This window comes from Rhodococcus sp. BUPNP1 (assembly GCF_002215235.1).
Classification (GTDB): Bacteria; Actinomycetota; Actinomycetes; order Mycobacteriales; family Mycobacteriaceae; genus Rhodococcus.
Map to the genome: position 1 here is coordinate 104695 of NZ_NERM01000010.1, position 16645 is coordinate 121339.

14 protein-coding genes are annotated in these 16645 nt (G+C 68.2%); 3 read left to right on the forward strand and 11 right to left on the reverse strand.

Translation table 11 applies throughout. The annotated features are described in order from the left end of the window. Positions 1–2 precede the first annotated feature (2 nt). The 5 genes from B9C99_RS12465 to B9C99_RS12485 all read right to left on the reverse strand — a co-directional run bounded on the left by B9C99_RS12465 (position 3) and on the right by B9C99_RS12485 (position 5269). Positions 3–1193, reverse strand: a complete 1191-nt coding sequence (locus B9C99_RS12465; RefSeq protein WP_088898070.1) for an acyl-CoA dehydrogenase family protein — start codon at positions 1191–1193, stop codon at positions 3–5. A gap of 1 nt (position 1194) precedes the next feature. Beyond that, positions 1195–1977, reverse strand: a complete 783-nt coding sequence (locus tag B9C99_RS12470; protein ID WP_088898071.1) for an enoyl-CoA hydratase/isomerase family protein — start codon at positions 1975–1977, stop codon at positions 1195–1197. A gap of 70 nt (positions 1978–2047) precedes the next feature. After that, the gene (locus B9C99_RS12475) at positions 2048–3337 is read right to left on the reverse strand and encodes a MaoC family dehydratase N-terminal domain-containing protein (RefSeq protein WP_088898072.1); all 1290 of its coding nucleotides are present in this window, start codon (positions 3335–3337) and stop codon (positions 2048–2050) included. A 96-nt stretch (positions 3338–3433) separates the two neighbouring features. Beyond that, positions 3434–4918 carry a class I adenylate-forming enzyme family protein gene (locus tag B9C99_RS12480; protein ID WP_088898073.1) on the reverse strand — a complete coding sequence of 495 codons (1485 nt, stop codon included), beginning with the start codon at positions 4916–4918 and terminating at the stop codon, positions 3434–3436. 42 nt (positions 4919–4960) lie between these two features. Then, positions 4961–5269: a hypothetical protein gene (locus tag B9C99_RS12485; protein WP_088898074.1), complete on the reverse strand. Its 309-nt coding sequence runs from the start codon at positions 5267–5269 to the stop codon at positions 4961–4963. Positions 5270–5380: 111 nt separating this feature from the next. On the opposite strand from B9C99_RS12485, the gene B9C99_RS12490 reads away from it, so the two are divergent. Beyond that, positions 5381–7528: an acyl-CoA dehydrogenase gene (locus tag B9C99_RS12490; protein WP_088898075.1), complete on the forward strand. Its 2148-nt coding sequence runs from the start codon at positions 5381–5383 to the stop codon at positions 7526–7528. Between the two features lie 22 nt (positions 7529–7550). Here the strand turns inward: B9C99_RS12490 and B9C99_RS12495 are convergent, their stop codons facing one another. Continuing rightward, entirely contained in the window at positions 7551–9332 is a 1782-nt protein-coding gene (locus B9C99_RS12495; RefSeq protein ID WP_088898076.1) for a 2-isopropylmalate synthase, read from the reverse strand. Between the two features lie 183 nt (positions 9333–9515). On the opposite strand from B9C99_RS12495, the gene B9C99_RS12500 reads away from it, so the two are divergent. Next, positions 9516–10187: a FadR/GntR family transcriptional regulator gene (locus B9C99_RS12500; RefSeq protein WP_088898077.1), complete on the forward strand. Its 672-nt coding sequence runs from the start codon at positions 9516–9518 to the stop codon at positions 10185–10187. On the opposite strand, the gene B9C99_RS26120 is transcribed toward B9C99_RS12500, so the two are convergent. The 4 genes from B9C99_RS26120 to B9C99_RS12520 form a co-directional block, all read right to left on the reverse strand. Beyond that, positions 10097–10657, reverse strand: coding sequence for a DUF1016 N-terminal domain-containing protein (locus B9C99_RS26120; protein WP_253250060.1), 561 nt, complete (start codon positions 10655–10657; stop codon positions 10097–10099). The genes B9C99_RS12500 and B9C99_RS26120 overlap by 91 nt on opposite strands. Positions 10658–10794: 137 nt before the next feature. Further along, the gene (locus B9C99_RS12510) at positions 10795–13092 is read right to left on the reverse strand and encodes an acyl-CoA dehydrogenase family protein (protein WP_088898078.1); all 2298 of its coding nucleotides are present in this window, start codon (positions 13090–13092) and stop codon (positions 10795–10797) included. A 78-nt stretch (positions 13093–13170) separates the two neighbouring features. Then, on the reverse strand, positions 13171–13956 hold the full coding sequence (locus B9C99_RS12515) for an enoyl-CoA hydratase-related protein (RefSeq protein WP_088898079.1): 786 nt from the start codon (positions 13954–13956) through the stop codon (positions 13171–13173). 10 nt (positions 13957–13966) lie between these two features. Further along, positions 13967–14956 carry a nitronate monooxygenase family protein gene (locus B9C99_RS12520; RefSeq protein ID WP_172414937.1) on the reverse strand — a complete coding sequence of 330 codons (990 nt, stop codon included), beginning with the start codon at positions 14954–14956 and terminating at the stop codon, positions 13967–13969. Between the two features lie 179 nt (positions 14957–15135). Between B9C99_RS12520 and B9C99_RS12525 the strand changes: the two genes are divergently transcribed. Then, positions 15136–15957 carry a FadR/GntR family transcriptional regulator gene (locus tag B9C99_RS12525; protein ID WP_253250061.1) on the forward strand — a complete coding sequence of 274 codons (822 nt, stop codon included), beginning with the start codon at positions 15136–15138 and terminating at the stop codon, positions 15955–15957. 19 nt (positions 15958–15976) lie between these two features. Here B9C99_RS12525 and B9C99_RS12530 read toward each other — a convergent pair whose 3' ends face one another. Further along, positions 15977–16627 (reverse strand): cyclase family protein, encoded by a 651-nt coding sequence (locus B9C99_RS12530; protein ID WP_088898081.1) that lies wholly within the window; start codon positions 16625–16627, stop codon positions 15977–15979. Positions 16628–16645: the final 18 nt, after the last annotated feature.

The following is a 16645-nucleotide window of genomic DNA, read 5'->3' on the forward strand; positions in this document are numbered from 1 at the left end:
CCTCAGCGCGGAAGACCGAGCCCTCTCTCGGCGATCATGTTGCGCATGATCTCCGAGGTACCGCCGGCGATGGTGTACGCGCGGGCGTACAGGAATTCGTCCTGCCACCGGCCCCCGTCGACGACCTGCGGGTCGCCCTCGACGAGAATGCCGTCCTCACATGCGAGTTCCAGCGCGAATCGTGCTGTCTCGACGCCGATCTCGCTGAACATCAATTTGGCCATGGCGGCGTCGTGAGCGCGTTCGGCACCCCGCGACCAGCGGCCGATGTTCGCGTAGACCAGTGCCGACAATGCTTCGACCGACGCCTGGAGTTCGCCGATCCGCTCCTGCACCGCACCGTCCTCGATCGCCGGACGCCCGTACCGGATCGTCCTGCGCGCAAGTTCCTTCAGTGCGTCGACGTCCTGTTGCAGACGTACCGCGGCCGACGCCACGGCGCTGCGTTCGTGGGCGAGACTCGAATTCGCGATGAGCCAGCCGTTGTCGAGGTCGCCGATGAGCGCGTCGGATCCGACGGGAACGTCGTCGAGGAAGATCTCGTTGAAATCCGAGGTTCCGGTCATCTCTCGCAGTGGCCGCACGTCGACACCCGGCGATCGCATGTCGAGCAGGAAGGCACTGATGCCACGGTGTTTCGGGGCATCGGGATTCGTCCGTGCCAGGAGATAGCCGTAGTCGGCCCAGTGCCCGTTGGTCGTCCACACCTTCTGGCCGGTGACGGTGAACCCACCGCCGTCGGCCGGTTCAGCCTTCGTGCGCAGGGACGCGAGGTCGCTGCCGGAACCAGGCTCGCTGAACAGCTGGCAGAAGACGAGTTCGCCCGATCGGATGCCCGGCAGGTACTTCTCGCGCTGTTCCTCGGTGCCGAAGTCGATCAGCGCGTGCGCGACCAGCAGTCCGGCTCCCTGCACCGCGGCCGGAGCACGGCCGCGTGCCAGTTCCTCGCCGACGACGACGTCCTTCTCCGGTGAGTGCGCCGCTCCGGCACCGCCGTAGCGCTCCGGCCAGTCGGCGCCGATGTACCCGGCCTCGAAGAGTTTGCGGGTCCACTCCTTCAGCGCCGCGAGTTCGTCGGCGTCGTCGGCGCTGCGCACACCCGCCTTCACCGGCACGTCGGGTTTGTGGGTCTCGACGAACTCGCGTACCTCCTTGCGGAACTGCTCGAGTTCGGGTGTCAGTCCGTAGTCCATGTCAGCGCACCTCGTAGTCGCGCGTGGGGACCTGGGACCGATCGACCTGTGCCAGACCGATGGGATTGCCGAGATCGGTGTACATCATCCCGGTGGCAAGAGCGTGGGATCGTGTGCGGTCCTTGGACTCCCAGATCGCGCGGATGCTGCCCTGGATCGCGGCCGGCGGTTTGGCGGCGATTCGTTCGGCGAGCTTCTGCGCGCGGTCCCACAGCGCGTCGCGGGTGACGATCTCACTGACGAAGCCGATCTCGTATGCCCTCTTCGCAGACATACGTTCGTCGAGACCGAGCAGCACCATACGCAGCACCTCACCGATGGGGATGCGGTGTGCGAGGCCGATCGGTTCGAGTGCGGCGACCATGCCGTAGGAGACGTGCGGATCGAAGAACTGGGCGTCCTCGCTCGCGACGATGATGTCGGCCTCGTTGAGCCAGTAGAGCGCCCCGCCGGCGACCATACCCTGGACCGCGCACACGAGCGGTTTCCAGCAGTTGTTCTGTTTGGGCGACAGGTCGACACCAGGATCGCGACGGCTGAAGACGTTGTCGGACAGGAAGGTCCCCTCGTGGACATCGACGCCCGTGCTGAACGCGCGGTCGCCGTTGGCCCGGAGGACGACGACGTGCACGTCGTCGGTCTCGGAGGCGTAGTGCCACAGCTCCCGGAACTCGGCGCGCATCGTGTCGGTGAAGGAGTTGAGCTTGTCGGGACGGTCGAGCGTGATGGTCAGGACGTGGTCCTTCAGCTCGGCGATCACCGTGGTCGTACCGGTCAGATCCACAGGTCCTCCTCGAGCCGCTCGGTGCGCGTCGCCTCATCCTGCCCCGCTGCCGACGGGGACGGGTGGCCTTTCACGACGCCGCCCCGTTCCGCGCCGCCCGCCGCTCGCCGCGCAGCTCGGCATCGCGTTCGAGCATCTGCGCCGCGAGCTGTTCGAACTCGGCGGGAGCGTCGGGCAGCTCGACCGCAACGCCGGCCCGCGACGGGAGTGCGATGGTGGCGGTGGCGGGGCAGGTGACCTCACCGCGCTGGCTGGTGCCGCGCAGTTCGACGTCGACGAGATGACGCCCGCCCTCGGTGCGTTTACCGACGACCTCACCGGTGAAGGTGTGGGTGTCGCCGAGGTAGTTGAACTTGCGCATCTGACTCGACATCGATTCGAGCCAGGCGTCGTCGCCCATCCAGTCGGTGAGATAGTGGCTCAGCCAGCAGTCGCGCATCATGCCGTAGTCGTAGGCGGCCGGCAGGCCGATGGAGCGGGCGTAGCTGCTGTCCCAATGGATCCGCTGCGCGACGTCCGGCACACCTTGCTCGTTCGGGATGTAGAACGGTGCGATGCGCTGGCGGTTCTTGTAGGCGAGGCGGCTCGCGCACGGGGTGTACGGGGCGAAACCGTATCCGCCGGAGTGGAAGATGACCATGTCGGTGGTCGTCAGCGGGCCCTTGGCCATCGTGCCGAGACTCTCCCCGACCTCGACGTCCTCCCAGTAGCGGGTGTTCGCGCCGCGCACCTGTTCCTGCGCGTAGATCTCGTCGATCCTCGCGATGTCGTCGGGGGTGTAGGAGGCCGGCTCGATCGAGTCGTACTTCTTGCGCTTCTTCGACTCGTGACGCTCGGTGTGGATGGTGATGACCCGCTGGGTCTGGACCACCTCGGCACGCTGGTTGAACTGCACCTGGAGCCCGGTGATGATGAGCGAGCGACCGGCGAACTCGGACTGCTTCTCCTCGACCTTCTCGGTGCCGTGGAAGCCGTACAGGGTGTCGCCGTCGAGGACCGGCCGGTACCAGTGGGTCGTGGTGCCGGAGACGAACACGTGGATGCCCCGGAAGGAGGGCCGGCGCTGCTCTCGGGGCACGGGATCTGCCAGCAGTTCCTTGCGGACGGCGATGTTGACCATCGGGGGTGCGATCTGACCGCCCCAGCTGGTCTCGGCGCCGTATTCCTCGTCGGTGAACAGCGGATTGTCGTCGCCGTAGCTGCGCGCGAAGTTCCGCATGATGTCGGGTGAGGCGCGCGTGTACTGCTCCCGCTGTGTCATGGCGTGGTAGACGCCGACGAGATCTCTCGCCCGCGCAATGTCTTCATCGCGGAAGGTGTAGATCTCCGAAGGCTTCTCGGTCTTCTCCGACGTGGTCATCGACTACCTCCGTATAGGGGACGACGCTCGACGCGAGCGGCCCGTATCACCCACAGTAGGGCAACCTAGTTATACATGTAAAGACTCTGGCGAACCTCAGGCCCGACCGGGCACACCGTCGTTGACCAGACGCTCGACGACATGCCGGCGCACCAGCTTTCCCGTCTCCGTACGCGGCAGTTCGTCCCAGTAGACGATGCGGTCGGGCGTCTTCGACCCGCGCAGCGTCTCGCGCACGAACGCGCGCAACTCCTCCGCATCGACCGATTCGTCGGGGCGCAGTACCACCACGGCCTCGATGCGTTGCCCCCATTCGTCGTCGGGTACCCCCACGACCGCGGTGTCGGTGACGGCGGGATGACGCAGGAGCACGTCCTCGATCTCGGCCGGCGCGATGTTCTCGGCACCGCGGATGATGGTGTCGTCGCTGCGCCCACCGATGAACAGATAGCCGTCCTCGTCGACGAATCCGGTGTCGCGGGTGTCGAAGAATCCGCGGTCGTCGACGAGCTTGCCGATTCCCGCGTACTCGGCCGAGACCTGTTCTCCGCGAACCCAGATGCGCCCGGCCACACCGGCTTCGACGACGCGGTCGTCGGCGTCGCGGATCTCGAGGTCGATGCCGGGGACGGGACGGCCCACCGATCCGAGCCGGGCGCGGATCCGCTCGTCGCTGCTGGTCATCGCCGCCCGATGGTCGTCGGGGCCGAGGACGGTGATCGTCGAGCTGGTCTCGGTGAGCCCGTAGGCGTTGACGAAGTCGACCTGCGGCCAGGTCTCGAGAGCTCGTTCGACCACCCGACGGGGCATCGGGGCACCACCGCTGGCCAGGGAGCGCAACGACGGCACCGAGGTGTCGGCACCGGAATCGAGGATGCGCGCGAGCATCGTAGGGACGACGAGAGCGTTGGTGATGCCCTCCCCACGGACGGTGTCGAGCCATTCGGCCGCGGTGAACTGTTCGAGCACCACCGTCCGGCGACCCGCATAGAGATTCGTGAGGACGTTCGCCACCGCGGCGATGTGATAGGGCGGGACACTCACCAGGGCCGCATCGGTGTCCTCCGCCGACGCGAACTCGACGGAACCGAGCACGTACGACACCAAGTTGTGATGATGCAGCAGAACACCTTTCGGTGCCGACGTGGTGCCGGAGGTGTAGATCACCACGGCGGGCGCGTCCGAGTCGGGATCGTCGGCTTCCGCGACCTCCGCCCGGTCGAGCCGGTCGAGCCAGGCCGCGGGTGAGAGGACGCCCGGCGCGTCGCCGGTGTCGTCCGCGATCACCAGGGCGTCGGGATGGTGGGACAGCAACGCCGCACTCTGCTCCGCGCCGAGCCGGTAGTTGATCGGCACGAGCGGGACGCCCGCGCGCGCCGCGGCGAACAGGGCCACGGGGAAGGCGGGGCCGTTGACCGCGCGGTAGACGAGAGCATCGGCACCCGCCTCGCGGATCACGGCGGCTCCGGCGACGGACAGGTCGCGCAGGCGCCGGGCGGAGATGCCGTCGTCGCGGCGCCCCACCAGGATGCGGTCCTCGAGCCCGTCCGCGGCCATGTCGAGCAACATCGTGAGGTTCATGGAAGCCCCTGGTGCAGTTGTGATTCGGTAATCGATCCGGGGTCAGTCGGAGGCCGGGAGCGGTTTCGCCGTCTTCAACGACAGCGGAACGCCGTCGACGGCGAGAGCGCCGGTACCTGGTGTGGTGCACAGCAGCTCCACCGCGCCCTCGGCGTCGGTGTACCGCTTCCCCAGCGCGGTGGGGCCGTGATGCGCGTCGTCGATGCCGGTGCCGTCGCCGGTCCCCTTCTTTCCCGGCACCATCTCGGCGCCGCCGCAGGTGAGTGCGACCTCGTCTCCAGGGGCGCGGACGACGACCACCGCGGTGCCGTCGACGGTACTGGCCCAGGATCGACCTACTTCGAGTTTCACGATTCCTCCGATCGAGCGGTACTGCGCTGCGGCTTCCCAAAGTAGCGTGCGTCACATAGTTTAGATAGTGCTACAAGTGAACCGATCCGTGCACGGCCGAGGAGACCTCCCATGCCACTTCCCCTGACCGACGATCACCGCGCCGTTGCAGAGGCCGTCCGATCGTTCCTCGGCGGCCACGACGCCGGCAGCCTCGCCCGGCAGGTCACCGACGACCCGACCGCCGATACCGGCAAGCTGTGGAAGCAACTCGCCGACCTCGGATGGCTCGGCCTGCACCTTCCCGGTGAGTTCGGAGGATCGGACGCCGGCCTGCCCGAGGTGGCGGTGGTGGCCGAGGAACTCGGACGGCTCGTCGTCCCTGTCCCCTACCTCGCGAGTGTCGCCGTCTCCGCCGCGCTCGCCGCGAAGGGCGACGACGAACTGCGCTCCACCTGGCTCCCGAAGTTCGCGGACGGTTCGGTGGTCTCCGGTCTCGGCCTGTCCGGGTCCCTGACGTCGACCGGCGACACGATCAGCGGTGACGTCGACCTCGTCGTGGGCGGTGCGGGCGCGACGCTCCTCGCCCTCGTCGCAGGTGACGACCTCGTTCTCGTCGATCCCGGCCACGCCTCGGTGTCGGTGACGCCCACCGGCGACCTCGACCCCACCTCGAAGACCGCGAAGGTCGTCCTCCGCGAGACCCCGGCATCGGCCGTCGTCCCGGGCGCCGGCCGTCACGCGAGCCACGTCGCCCGCGCGCTGGCCGCTGCGGAGGCATCCGGCGGCGCCCGCGCGACCCTCGAGGCCGCCCTGGCCTACGCGAAGGTGCGCGAACAGTTCGGCCGCCCGATCGGCTCGTTCCAGGCGATCAAGCACCATCTCGCCGACATGCTCGCGACGAGCGAACTCGCGACGGGCGTGGCCTGGGACGCCGCACGCGCCGGGGCCGACGGTGAGCAGGCGCGACTCGCACTCGACGTCGCACGGGTCATCGCCTTCGACTCGTACATCGCCAATGCCCAGAAGAGCATCCAGATCCACGGCGGTATCGGTTTCACGTGGGAGCACGACTGCCATCTGTTCCTGCGTCGCGCCCACGCCCTGCGGATCCTGTTCGGCGAACCGACCGCCGCGCTCGACTCGCTCGCCGAATCGGGCACCGCCGGGCTGCGCCGACACTATGCCGTCGACCTTCCTCCCGAAGCCGAGGACCACCGCGTCGCAGCACGCGACTTCGTCGCGAAGTACACCGCGACCCCCGAATCCGAGCGACGTGCACTGCTCGTCGACTCCGGCTACCTCATGCCGCACTGGCCGCCGCCGTTCGGCCGAGGGGCGTCCCCGGTGGAGCAACTCGTGATCGACGAGGAGTTCACCGACGTCGAACCGCACGGTCTCGGCATCGGCGCGTGGATCCTGCTCACCCTCACCCAGCACGGCACACCGGAACAGATCGAACGGTGGATCCGTCCCGGTCTGCTCGGTGATCAGGTCTGGTGCCAGTTGTTCTCCGAGCCCGGTGCCGGCTCCGACGCGGCCGCGGTGTCGACGCGCGGGGTGAAGGTCGACGGCGGGTGGCGTGTCACCGGCCAGAAGGTGTGGACGTCGAACGCGCAGAATTCGACGCGCGGTCTCGCGACCATCCGCACCAACCGCGACGTGCCGAAGCACAAGGGCATCACCACGATGGTCATCGACCTGACCGCGCCCGGCGTGACCGTCCGCCCGCTGCGCGAGATCAGCGGCGATTCCGCCTTCAACGAGGTGTTCTTCGAGGACGTCTTCGTCCCGGACGAGGACGTGGTGGGCGCCGTCGACAACGGCTGGACCGTGGCCCGCGCGACGCTCGGGAACGAACGCGTCTCGATCGGCGGCGGCAAGACCGACGAGACCTACTCGGCCTACGCGCTGCTCGATCTCGCGGCGACGCACGCGCCCGGCGACGTCTCGGTCACGCGCCGGGTCGCGTCGCTGATCGCCCGGGAACAGGCCTTCGCGGTCCTCAATCTGAGGCAGGTCGTGCGGGCCGTCGCCGGTGGCGATTTCGGTCCGGAGGGCAGCGTGACGAAGATGCTCATCGCCGAACACACCCAGCACGTGGGTGAACTCGCGATGCACATCGCCGGTCCCGCGGCGTTCCTCGGGGACGAGCCGGTATGGACCCACTACTACCTGCTGGGCCGGGCGATGACGATTGCCGGCGGCACGTCGGAGATCAACCGCAACGTCATCGCCGAGCGGCTGCTGGGCCTCCCCCGCGAGCACATCGCGAACTAGGCCCGGCCGCACGGCGTTCGGGTCACCGTGCCGCCGCGACCGCTCCGAGTCGGTCGCAGGCGGCACGGACCACCGCGTGCAGGCTCGCGGTGAGCACGGAGCGGTGACGTCCCGCTGCCCATCGCGTGTCGTCGCCGTTGCGGAACTCGATCAGAGTGAGTGCGTCGGTGTCGTTCCCGGTGCCGACGCTGCTCTGGTGGAGGCCGAGTACCTCGATGTCGATGCCGTGCCGGGCCAGAGCATCGGTGAGCGCTTCGACGGGGCCCACGCCGTCGTGGACGCTGCGGTGTTCGGTGCCGTCGACGTCCAGCGTGATCGTGGTGCCCAGATCGGTCACGTCGAAGGAGCGCAGCACCGGTGTGCCCGGAACGTCGGGCCGTGCGAGGTACGCGTCGTCGAAGATCGCCCACAGTTCGGCCGCGGTGACCTCCCCGCCGGTGGTGTCGGTGTGCTGTTGCACATGGCGGGTGAAGTCGATCTGGAGCCGGCGGGGCAGTTCGATGCCGTATTCGCTCTCGAGCAGGTAGGCGACCCCGCCCTTGCCGGATTGCGAGTTGACGCGGATCACGGCGTCGTAGGTACGTCCGATGTCGGCGGGGTCGATGGGCAGATACGGTACCCGCCACTCGATCTCGGATTCGGGACGCCCCTCGGTGACGGCGCGTGCCCGGTGTTCGGCGAACCCCTTCCTGATCGCGTCCTGATGGGTGCCGCTGAAGGCGGTGTGCACCAGATCGCCGGCATACGGGTGCCGCGGGTGGATCTCGATGCGGTTGCAGTACTCGACGGTGCGGCGGATCTCGTCGATGTCGGAGAAGTCGATCATCGGGTCGATGCCCTGGGCGTGGAGGTTCAGCGCGAGTGTCGCGATGTCGACGTTGCCGGTGCGTTCCCCGTTGCCGAACACGCAGCCCTCGACCCGCTGCGCCCCGGCGAGGACGGCGAGCTCGGCGCACGCGATGCCGGTGCCGCGATCGTTGTGCGGGTGCACGGACAGGATCACCGCGTCGCGGCGCGCGAGATTGGTGTGCATGTACTCGATCTGGTCGGCATAGACGTTCGGGGTCGCGATCTCGACGGTGGCCGGAAGATTCACGATCACCGGCCGTTCGGGGGTCGCGTCCCACAGTTCCGTCATCGCGTCGCACACCTCGAGCGCGTAGTCGGGTTCGGTGAGGTTGAAGACCTCGGGTGAGAACTCGAATCGCACGTTCGGCAGGTCGCCGGCCAGTTCGAGGACGTCGCGGCCACCGGCGACGATCAATTTCTTCAGGGCAGCATGGTCACGGTCGAGCACGACCTCGCGCCACGTCGGGGCGGTCGCGGTGTACATGTGGACGACGACCTCGTTGCGGACACCCCGGACGGATTCCACCGTCCGCTCGATCAGGTCGCGACGTGCCGGGGTGAACACCACGATGGTGACGTCCGGCGGGGCGATGTCGGTCTCGGCGATCAGGCGCACGAAGTCGAAGTCGGTCTGCGAGGCGGACGGGTAGCCGACCTCGATCTCCTTGTATCCCATCGCGACCATGAGCTCGAAGAAGCGGCGTTTGCGGGCGGGATCCATCGGTTCGGCCAGCGCCTGGTTGCCGTCGCGCAGGTCCACCGGCACCCACAAAGGGGCCGCGGTCAGGCGATTCGCGGGCCAGTTCCGTTGCGTCAGCGGCACCTCCACGCGGGAGAACACGTCGCGGTAGCGATGTGAGGGCATGGCGGAGTGTCGCTGGTTGTTCCAGGTGGGGGCGCCTTCGGGAACCGCGCCGGCAGGAGTGGAGAGACGTGGGAACGCGCTGGTGCTCATCGGGGAAGTCCTTCGTCGTCGTTGCGAGGGACCGGCGCGTGTTCGACTCCACGACGGGGAGCCGGTCCGGCTAGGCCCCGCCGTGGCAGCGAAGGAGAAGGAACGCGAAGGAGCGCATGACCGGAAGGCTAGCACAACTCCTCAGACAAGTAGAGGAGTAGAGGTCTCTGCGATGATGGAGCCATGACCGTCGTCCGCCGCGAGCCCCTCGCCGACCAGGCCGCCGAACTGCTCTTCGAGCGCATCCGCTCCGGGGAATGGCCGCTCGGCGCGAAGCTGCCCGGCGAGACGACACTGGCCCCGCAACTCGGTGTCGGCCGCTCCACCGTCCGTGAAGCGATCCGCCAGCTCGCCGGTCGCGGCATCCTGACCACCCGGCAGGGCGCCGGCGTGTTCGTCACCGCCCTCGACGCACCCGAGGACTGGACGCGCACGGTCGCGCGCGCCGATATCCTCGCCGTGATCGAGGCACGCATCGCCATCGAGGTCGAGGCCTCGGCCCTTGCCGCCGAGCGTCGCACCCCTGCAGAACTGCGTGCGCTGAAGAAGTCACTGCGGGAACGCGAAATCCATCGCACGGACATCGAGGAACACGTCGACACGGACATCGTCTTCCACCGCACCATCGTGGTCGCCGCGCACAACCCGATCCTTCTCGACCTCTTCGACGGCTTCACACCCCGCAACCGTCACGCCATGATCGAGATGCTCCGCACGCGCGGCACCCACAGGGACGACGCCGACCACGACACCCACCGACGCATCTACGACGCCATCGCGGACCGTGACGCGGCGACCGCCGCCGCCGTCACCCGCGACCACCTGACCTCGCTCACGACGGCACTCGGCCGGTAGCCGAGCCGAGGTTCCCACCATCTCGGCTCGACCGCGCCAGCACCTCTCCCACCGCGCGGTCCCGCAGCACCTCTCGAGAACATCACCGACGACATCCGAATGGCCGCATAGTTCGATGAGAGACCCCGTCGTTGGAAAGCATGTCCCCACGGCAATTGGCCAACGGGTCGTTGGCCGATTGCGTCCGGGTCGGGCCACGCCTCAGCGAACCTGCGCATGTACTCGAGGTTGGCCGGGGAGAAACCCTTCACTCCGGGGAACTCGGTGCGCAGATCCGCGGAGAGCCGGGACAGGACCTTGCTGCCCCAGGGAGCTGTCTTCTGTCGCTCGATGATCGTCGCACCGATCTGCCAGTAGAGCCGGAGCAGTTCGGTGTTCACCCGGCGCTGGGCCACGTAGCGCGCTTGATGCACGAGCCGTTTGATGCTCTCGAGCGTGTCGGCGTACTCGGACGGGACGGGAGACGACATTCCTCGACGCTAACGGACCGAGCCGACACTCCGACCTCTCGAGAGGGCGAACCTACGAAGCTGCCGCCGCATAACAGGCGCCCTGCCTCCCCGATACCGGGTCCGATCCGACGAGCAGTAAACCGACCATCGCCGCCTCAGCTCGACCGCGCCAGCACCTCTCCCACCGCCCGGTCCCGCAGCACCTCGGGGCGGGCGATACGCGCCTCGTCGGCGACCGCGCGACGGAGCAGCAAGTGGGCGGGATGTTCCCACGTGAAGCCGATTCCGCCGTGGATCTGGATGCAACCCTCGGCGTTGGACACCGCGGACCGCAGCGCCGCCGCGGTCGCCAGGTGCACGGCCGCGGCCTCCTCGGGTTCCTGCGGCGAACGGTCGGCGGCCGCCAGTACCAGTCCCCGCGCGCCCTCGGCTGCGACGAGCATGTCGGCGCAGCGGTGCGAGATCGCCTGGTACGAACCGATGGGCCGGCCGAACTGCTCGCGTTGACCCGCCCAGTCCACCGCCATCGTCAGGGCCCGGTTCGCGACACCCACCGCGTCGGCGGCGACCAGCAGTTCCGCGACGCGGAAGGACGATTCGAGTGCGGCATCGGCATCGACGCCCGACACGAGCACGGTTGCCGCGGCGTCCTCGAAGGAGACGACCCCCACGGTCCCGGTCGGATCGAGCGACGTCTGCACGATGATGGATGCGTCGGTCCTGTCGACAGTGAGCAGGACGTGTTCGCCCGTCGCGTCGTCCGTCGCAAGGACGACGAGCACCTCGGCGACGGGTGCACCCGCGACCCGCTCCACGCGACCGGTCAGCCTGCCGTCCCGGAGGACGGGGAGATCGGCGGTGTCCCACCCGCGATCTCCGACGGGAACGACGAACGCTGCCGGGGAACCACCGATGATGCGTCGTGCCTCTTCGTCGGCGCCGGCCGCGACGAGGACCTCCAACGCGATCGCGGTGGGGACGAGCGCGACCGGCGCGAGATGGAAGGCCACCTCCTCGACCGCCGCGCACAGCATCCGCAGCGACCTGCCGTCGCCACCGAGATGCTCGGGCGACGACAGACCCGGAAGGCCGAATTCGACGAGCGTGGACCACAATCCGGCGTTGTGTTCACCCGCGGAGTCGACACCCTCGAGTAGCGCGACGGTATCGACGCGGACGGACAGGATGTCGCGCAGGGCCTCCCGCAGATTCGCCTCGTCCTCCGGCGGGGGTGTGAGGGGGCTCCCCGGCACCACGGCCGGTGCGCGGGTGCCCTCACCCCGGTGCGAGGGCAGACCGAGAACGTTCTCGGCAATCGTATTGCGTTGGATCTCGGAGGTTCCGGCACCGATGGTCGCGGCGCGGGACATGAGATATCCGTACGTCCAGCGCCCCTTCTCCACCACGCCCTCCGAACGGGTGCCGAGAACGGCGGCCGATCCGGTCAAACGTAACGCGAGCCGGTGCATGTGCTGTTCGAACTCGGCCTTCACCAGCCGGTTGACCGACGCCACCCCACCCGGATCGCGTCCTGCGAGAACGGCATCCAGCGCGCGAGCGCTGTTCGCGGCGATCTGACGCACCCCGGTCTCGACGGTGGCGAGTTCCTGCCGGATCAGCGGATCGTGCGCGTGTCCCTGTCCGACGGCCAGGCGGAAGACCTTGTCGACGGTCGAGCGGTAACGGAACTCGTCGGCGAGGAAGGCGGTGGCGCGCTCGTGGCCGAGCGAGGTCCGCATGATCGACCAGCCCTGCCCCTCCTCCCCCACCCGATTCTCGACCGGCACCTCGACGTCGTCGAAGAAGACCTGGGCGAAGTGGTGTCCACCTGCGGCGTCGCGCAGGGGTCGCACCTCGATGCCGGGCGAGTTCATCGGGATGAGCAGGTAGGTGATGCCCGACGTGCTCCGCCCGGACGGACCGGTGCGCACGAGGATGAAGATCCAGTCGGCGTGGTCGGCCATCGTCGTCCAGATCTTGCTGCCCGACACCCGGTAGACGTCGCCGTCGCGGACGGCGCGTGTGGACAGCGACGCGAGATCGCTGCCGGCACCGGGTTCGGAGAATCCTTGGCACCAGAACTCTTCCGCCCGCAGCAGCGGCTCGAGGAAACGCTTCTTCTGTTCGGCGGTGCCGTGGACGATGATCGTCGGCGCGACGATGAACGACAGCGGGCACGGATGCTTGGGCGCACCGGCTTCGGTGATCGCACGGTAGTAGTCGAGCTGATCCTCGAGCGACAGCGCTATACCGCCGACCTCTTCGGGCCAGCCCGGCGCCGCCAGGGAATGGTCGACGAGTTCGGACTGCCACGCGATCGCGGCCTCGAACCGTGCGCGGGACGTCTCGGGACGGGGGCGCCGCCGGAAGTCGTCGAGCAGAGCGGACAGTCGGGGACGCCAGTCGCTGCGAGCGTCGGACTCGAGCGTCACCGTGGGCTTGCCTTCCTCCACGTCACCTCCCGGGGTGATGGTGCTGTAGGTCTCGGAAACCGACTGCTGCTCAGTCGGTTGTCGAAAGCCGACTGCGGCTCAGTCGGACTGCGCGCGGCGCTTCGCGTAGCGGGCACCGATGTCCGCGCCGTCCGCGCGGTAGGTGGCCGCCGCTTCGGATTCGAGGGCGAGGGCGTGCGCGAGCGACGTGCCGGCGCCTTCCTTGAGCAATCGGAGCATCCGCCGGATCGCACCGGGATGACCGCCGGCGATCCGTTGCGCGACGGCCACGCTGCGGTCCAGGAGTTCGTCGTGCGGGACGACCTCGTTCGCGAGGCCGATGCGCGCGGCGGTCGCGCCGTCGATCGGCTCCCCGGACAGGATGAACTGGATCGCGGCGGGCAGACCGATCATCCGCGGCAACACGGCACTACCGCCCCAGCCGTTGAGCAGACCGATCTGCGCGTGGGTGTCGGCGAACTCGGCGCGTTCGGACGCGATGATGAACGAACAGTTCACGGCGAGTTCGTAACCGCCCGTGTAGCAGGGGCCGTTGACCGCCGCGATGACCGGCTTCGAGATGCCGCGGAGCACGTGCGTCGGGGTAGGGCCTTCCGCGGCCGGAGGCGGACCCGACAACGCCTCGGGCAGATCCACACCCGCACAGAAGGACGTGCCCGCGCCCGTGAGGACGACGACGTTCACCTCGTCGTCGGCATCGGCGCGCCACAGTTCCTTCTTCAGCGCCTTCCGCATGGCACGGTTGATCGCGTTGCGGCGGTCGGGACGGTTGAGGGTGAGGATCGTGACGGCACCGTCGCGCTCGACGAGCACCGGCGCGTCGTCCTCGCGCACGTCCTCGGCGGTGTCGGCCTGTCGTGTCATCGGTTTCTCCTCAGGGGACGGAAACGGAGTCGACGACGATGTCGGCGGTCAGGGAGCGCAGCTTCGTCTCGGCGTCGGCAGCGATCCGCTGCACCAGCTCACCGGCGGGCGGGATGTCGCGGATGAGGCCCTGCGACTGCCCCACCGTCCAGATACCGGCCTCCGGGTCGCCGTCCTCGTAGACGGTGCGTCCCCGCGAGCCGGCGACGAGGTCCTTGACGTCCTTGAACCGTCCGCCCTTGGCGAGAATGTCCACGACCTCCTCGCTCACCGAGTTCCGGGCGGTGCGCATGGTGTTGCGCAGTTGCCGGAAGATGAGCTGGGTGTCGAGTTCGCTCGCGTCGACGATCTGCTGCTTGATGCGTTCGTGGATGGGGCTCTCCTGCGTGCACATGAAACGGGTCCCCATGTTGATGCCGTCGGCACCGAGGGTGAGAGCGGCGGCGAGTCCGCGACCGTCGGCGAACCCGCCCGACGCGATGAACGGGATGTCGAGGGCGTCGGCGCACGCCGGGATCAGGACGAGCCCGGGAACATCGTCCTCGCCGGGATGACCGGCCGCCTCGAAGCCGTCGATGCTCACCGCATCGGCGCCGATCCGCTGGGCCTTGAGGGCGTGTCGCACGCTCGTGCACTTGTGAATGATCTTGATGCCGTGCTCTTTCAGATGCTCGACATGCTTGGTCGGGTCGGATCCGGCGGTCTCGACGATCTTCACGCCGGAGTCGATGATCGCCTGCCGGTACTCGGCGTAGGGAGGCTGGTTGATCGACAGCGTGAGGGTGAGGTTGACGCCGAACGGCTTGTCGGTCAGCGCGCGGCACCGCTCGATCTCCGTGACCAGATCCTCCGGGGTGGGCTGGGTCAGTGCGGTGATGATCCCGAGCCCGCCACCTTCGGAGACGGCCGCGGCGAGTTCGGCGCGGCCGACCCACATCATGCCGCCCTGGATGATGGGGTGTTCGATCCCGAATTCCGCCGTGAACCGCGTGTTCAGCATGGATGCTCCTGTCCGAGGCCAGCCGGGGCAATACATAGGTAACATAGTTCACTATGTAGGCATCAGCAATAGTCATTGGCTCTCCGCCTCGACCCGCGGCGACCGGTTACCTGTGAGTACGATGAGACCGGAACTTTTACCAAGTAGTCGAAGTGATCTCGGAGCAGGAGGCCGTTCCCGTGACCGACGAAGTGTTGGCGACCGGATTCGACGCGCGTTCGGGGGTCGGATTCGACACTCGCGCGAGCGGTGGCCGGGCCATTCGCACCCCCAAGACCGCAGAGCTCGTCGCCCGGAAGCTCCGCCGCATGATCGTCGACGGTGAGCTGAAGGACGGCGACCACCTTCCCCACGAGGCGTCGCTCATGGAGCACTTCTCGGTGAGCCGGCCGACGCTGCGCGAAGCGGTTCGCGTCCTCGAGGCCGAACGGCTCGTCGAGGTACGACGCGGTTCACGATCGGGTGCGCGGATCTGCGTCCCGGGCCCCGAGGTGGTGGCGCGACCGGCGTCCCTGCTGCTCGAACTCGCCGGTGCCACCGTGGCGGACGTCTACGTCGCCCGTGAGGCCGTCGAGCCCGCCGCTGCGCGGCTGCTCGCGGAGAACGGCAGCGACGAGGCATTCGACGAACTCGAACGTCTGGTGGACGAGACGATTCCGTCGTCCTTCGCCGACGGCACCTTCGGCCAGGCTGCGGCGATGTTCCATCTGCGGATGGTCCAGCTCGCCGGCAACTCGTCGCTGTCGCTCATCGCGGGCATGTTGCACGAGATCTACGAGCGGCACACCATGAACGTCACGCGCGAGAGCATGCAGCGCGACGCGGAGAAGTACGAGGACCACTACAAGGTGTTCGTCCGCTCGCAGCGCAAGCTCATCCGGCTGTTGCGTGCCCGCGACGGCGAAGGCGCCTTCACACACTGGCAGAAGCACATGGCCGCCGCGCGCGAACTCGTCGTCGGTGGACGCGAGGACGTCGAGGTGCGCGACATCCTCGACTGACCGGACCTGGTGTCGCCGTTCAGTTCTCGATCTGCACGGCGACGGCCCGCACCGGTGCGCCGTCGATGCCGGCGAACGGGATCGGCAACAGCGAGACGAGCGGATCCGGGAAGTCGACCGCTTCGAGGTTGCGCAGGTTCTCGCAGATGATCGCGCCCGCGTCGGCGAGCACGTGGTGCGCCGCGAGCGTCTCGTCGCCCGTGGGATCCACGCTCGGCGCGTCGATCCCGATCGTGCGGACGCCGCGGTCGAGCAACCAGCGGCAGGCGTCGACGCTCAGAGCCGGATGTTCGAAATAGCGGTCGGTGCCGAAATACTGCGACCAGCCGGTGAGGACGAGCGCGATGTCGCCGGAACCGATCGCCGGCTCACCCCACATGTCGGCGGTGACGAGCGCACCGGTGTCGACGCGGGAGCGCACGTCGAGCACCACCCCGCGTCCGACGAAGTTCTCCGGCGGCACCGCATCGATCGCGGTGCCACCGCTGCGCACGTGCCGCGGCGCGTCGACGTGGGTGCCGGTCTGCGATCCCATGTCGATGCGCATCAGGTCGAACCCGTCGGTCTCGACGGTGGCGTGCGGAGTGAAGGTCGGTGCCGGATCCCCGGGATAGACCTGGATGTCCGGGGAGACGACGTGGGTCAGGTCGACGATCCGCCGTACACGCATGCGATCACTCCTGTTCGG

Coding starts and splice junctions, on each gene's coding strand:
- B9C99_RS12465 (WP_088898070.1), bottom strand. CDS start 1,193: ATGGACTACGGACTGACACCCGAACTCGAGCAGTTCCGCAAGGAGGTA.
- B9C99_RS12475 (WP_088898072.1), bottom strand. CDS start 3,337: ATGACCACGTCGGAGAAGACCGAGAAGCCTTCGGAGATCTACACCTTC.
- B9C99_RS12480 (WP_088898073.1), bottom strand. CDS start 4,918: ATGAACCTCACGATGTTGCTCGACATGGCCGCGGACGGGCTCGAGGAC.
- B9C99_RS12490 (WP_088898075.1), top strand. CDS start 5,381: ATGCCACTTCCCCTGACCGACGATCACCGCGCCGTTGCAGAGGCCGTC.
- B9C99_RS12495 (WP_088898076.1), bottom strand. CDS start 9,332: ATGAGCACCAGCGCGTTCCCACGTCTCTCCACTCCTGCCGGCGCGGTT.
- B9C99_RS12500 (WP_088898077.1), top strand. CDS start 9,516: ATGACCGTCGTCCGCCGCGAGCCCCTCGCCGACCAGGCCGCCGAACTG.
- B9C99_RS26120 (WP_253250060.1), bottom strand. CDS start 10,657: ATGTCGTCTCCCGTCCCGTCCGAGTACGCCGACACGCTCGAGAGCATC.
- B9C99_RS12515 (WP_088898079.1), bottom strand. CDS start 13,956: ATGACACGACAGGCCGACACCGCCGAGGACGTGCGCGAGGACGACGCG.
- B9C99_RS12520 (WP_172414937.1), bottom strand. CDS start 14,956: ATGCTGAACACGCGGTTCACGGCGGAATTCGGGATCGAACACCCCATC.
- B9C99_RS12530 (WP_088898081.1), bottom strand. CDS start 16,627: ATGCGTGTACGGCGGATCGTCGACCTGACCCACGTCGTCTCCCCGGAC.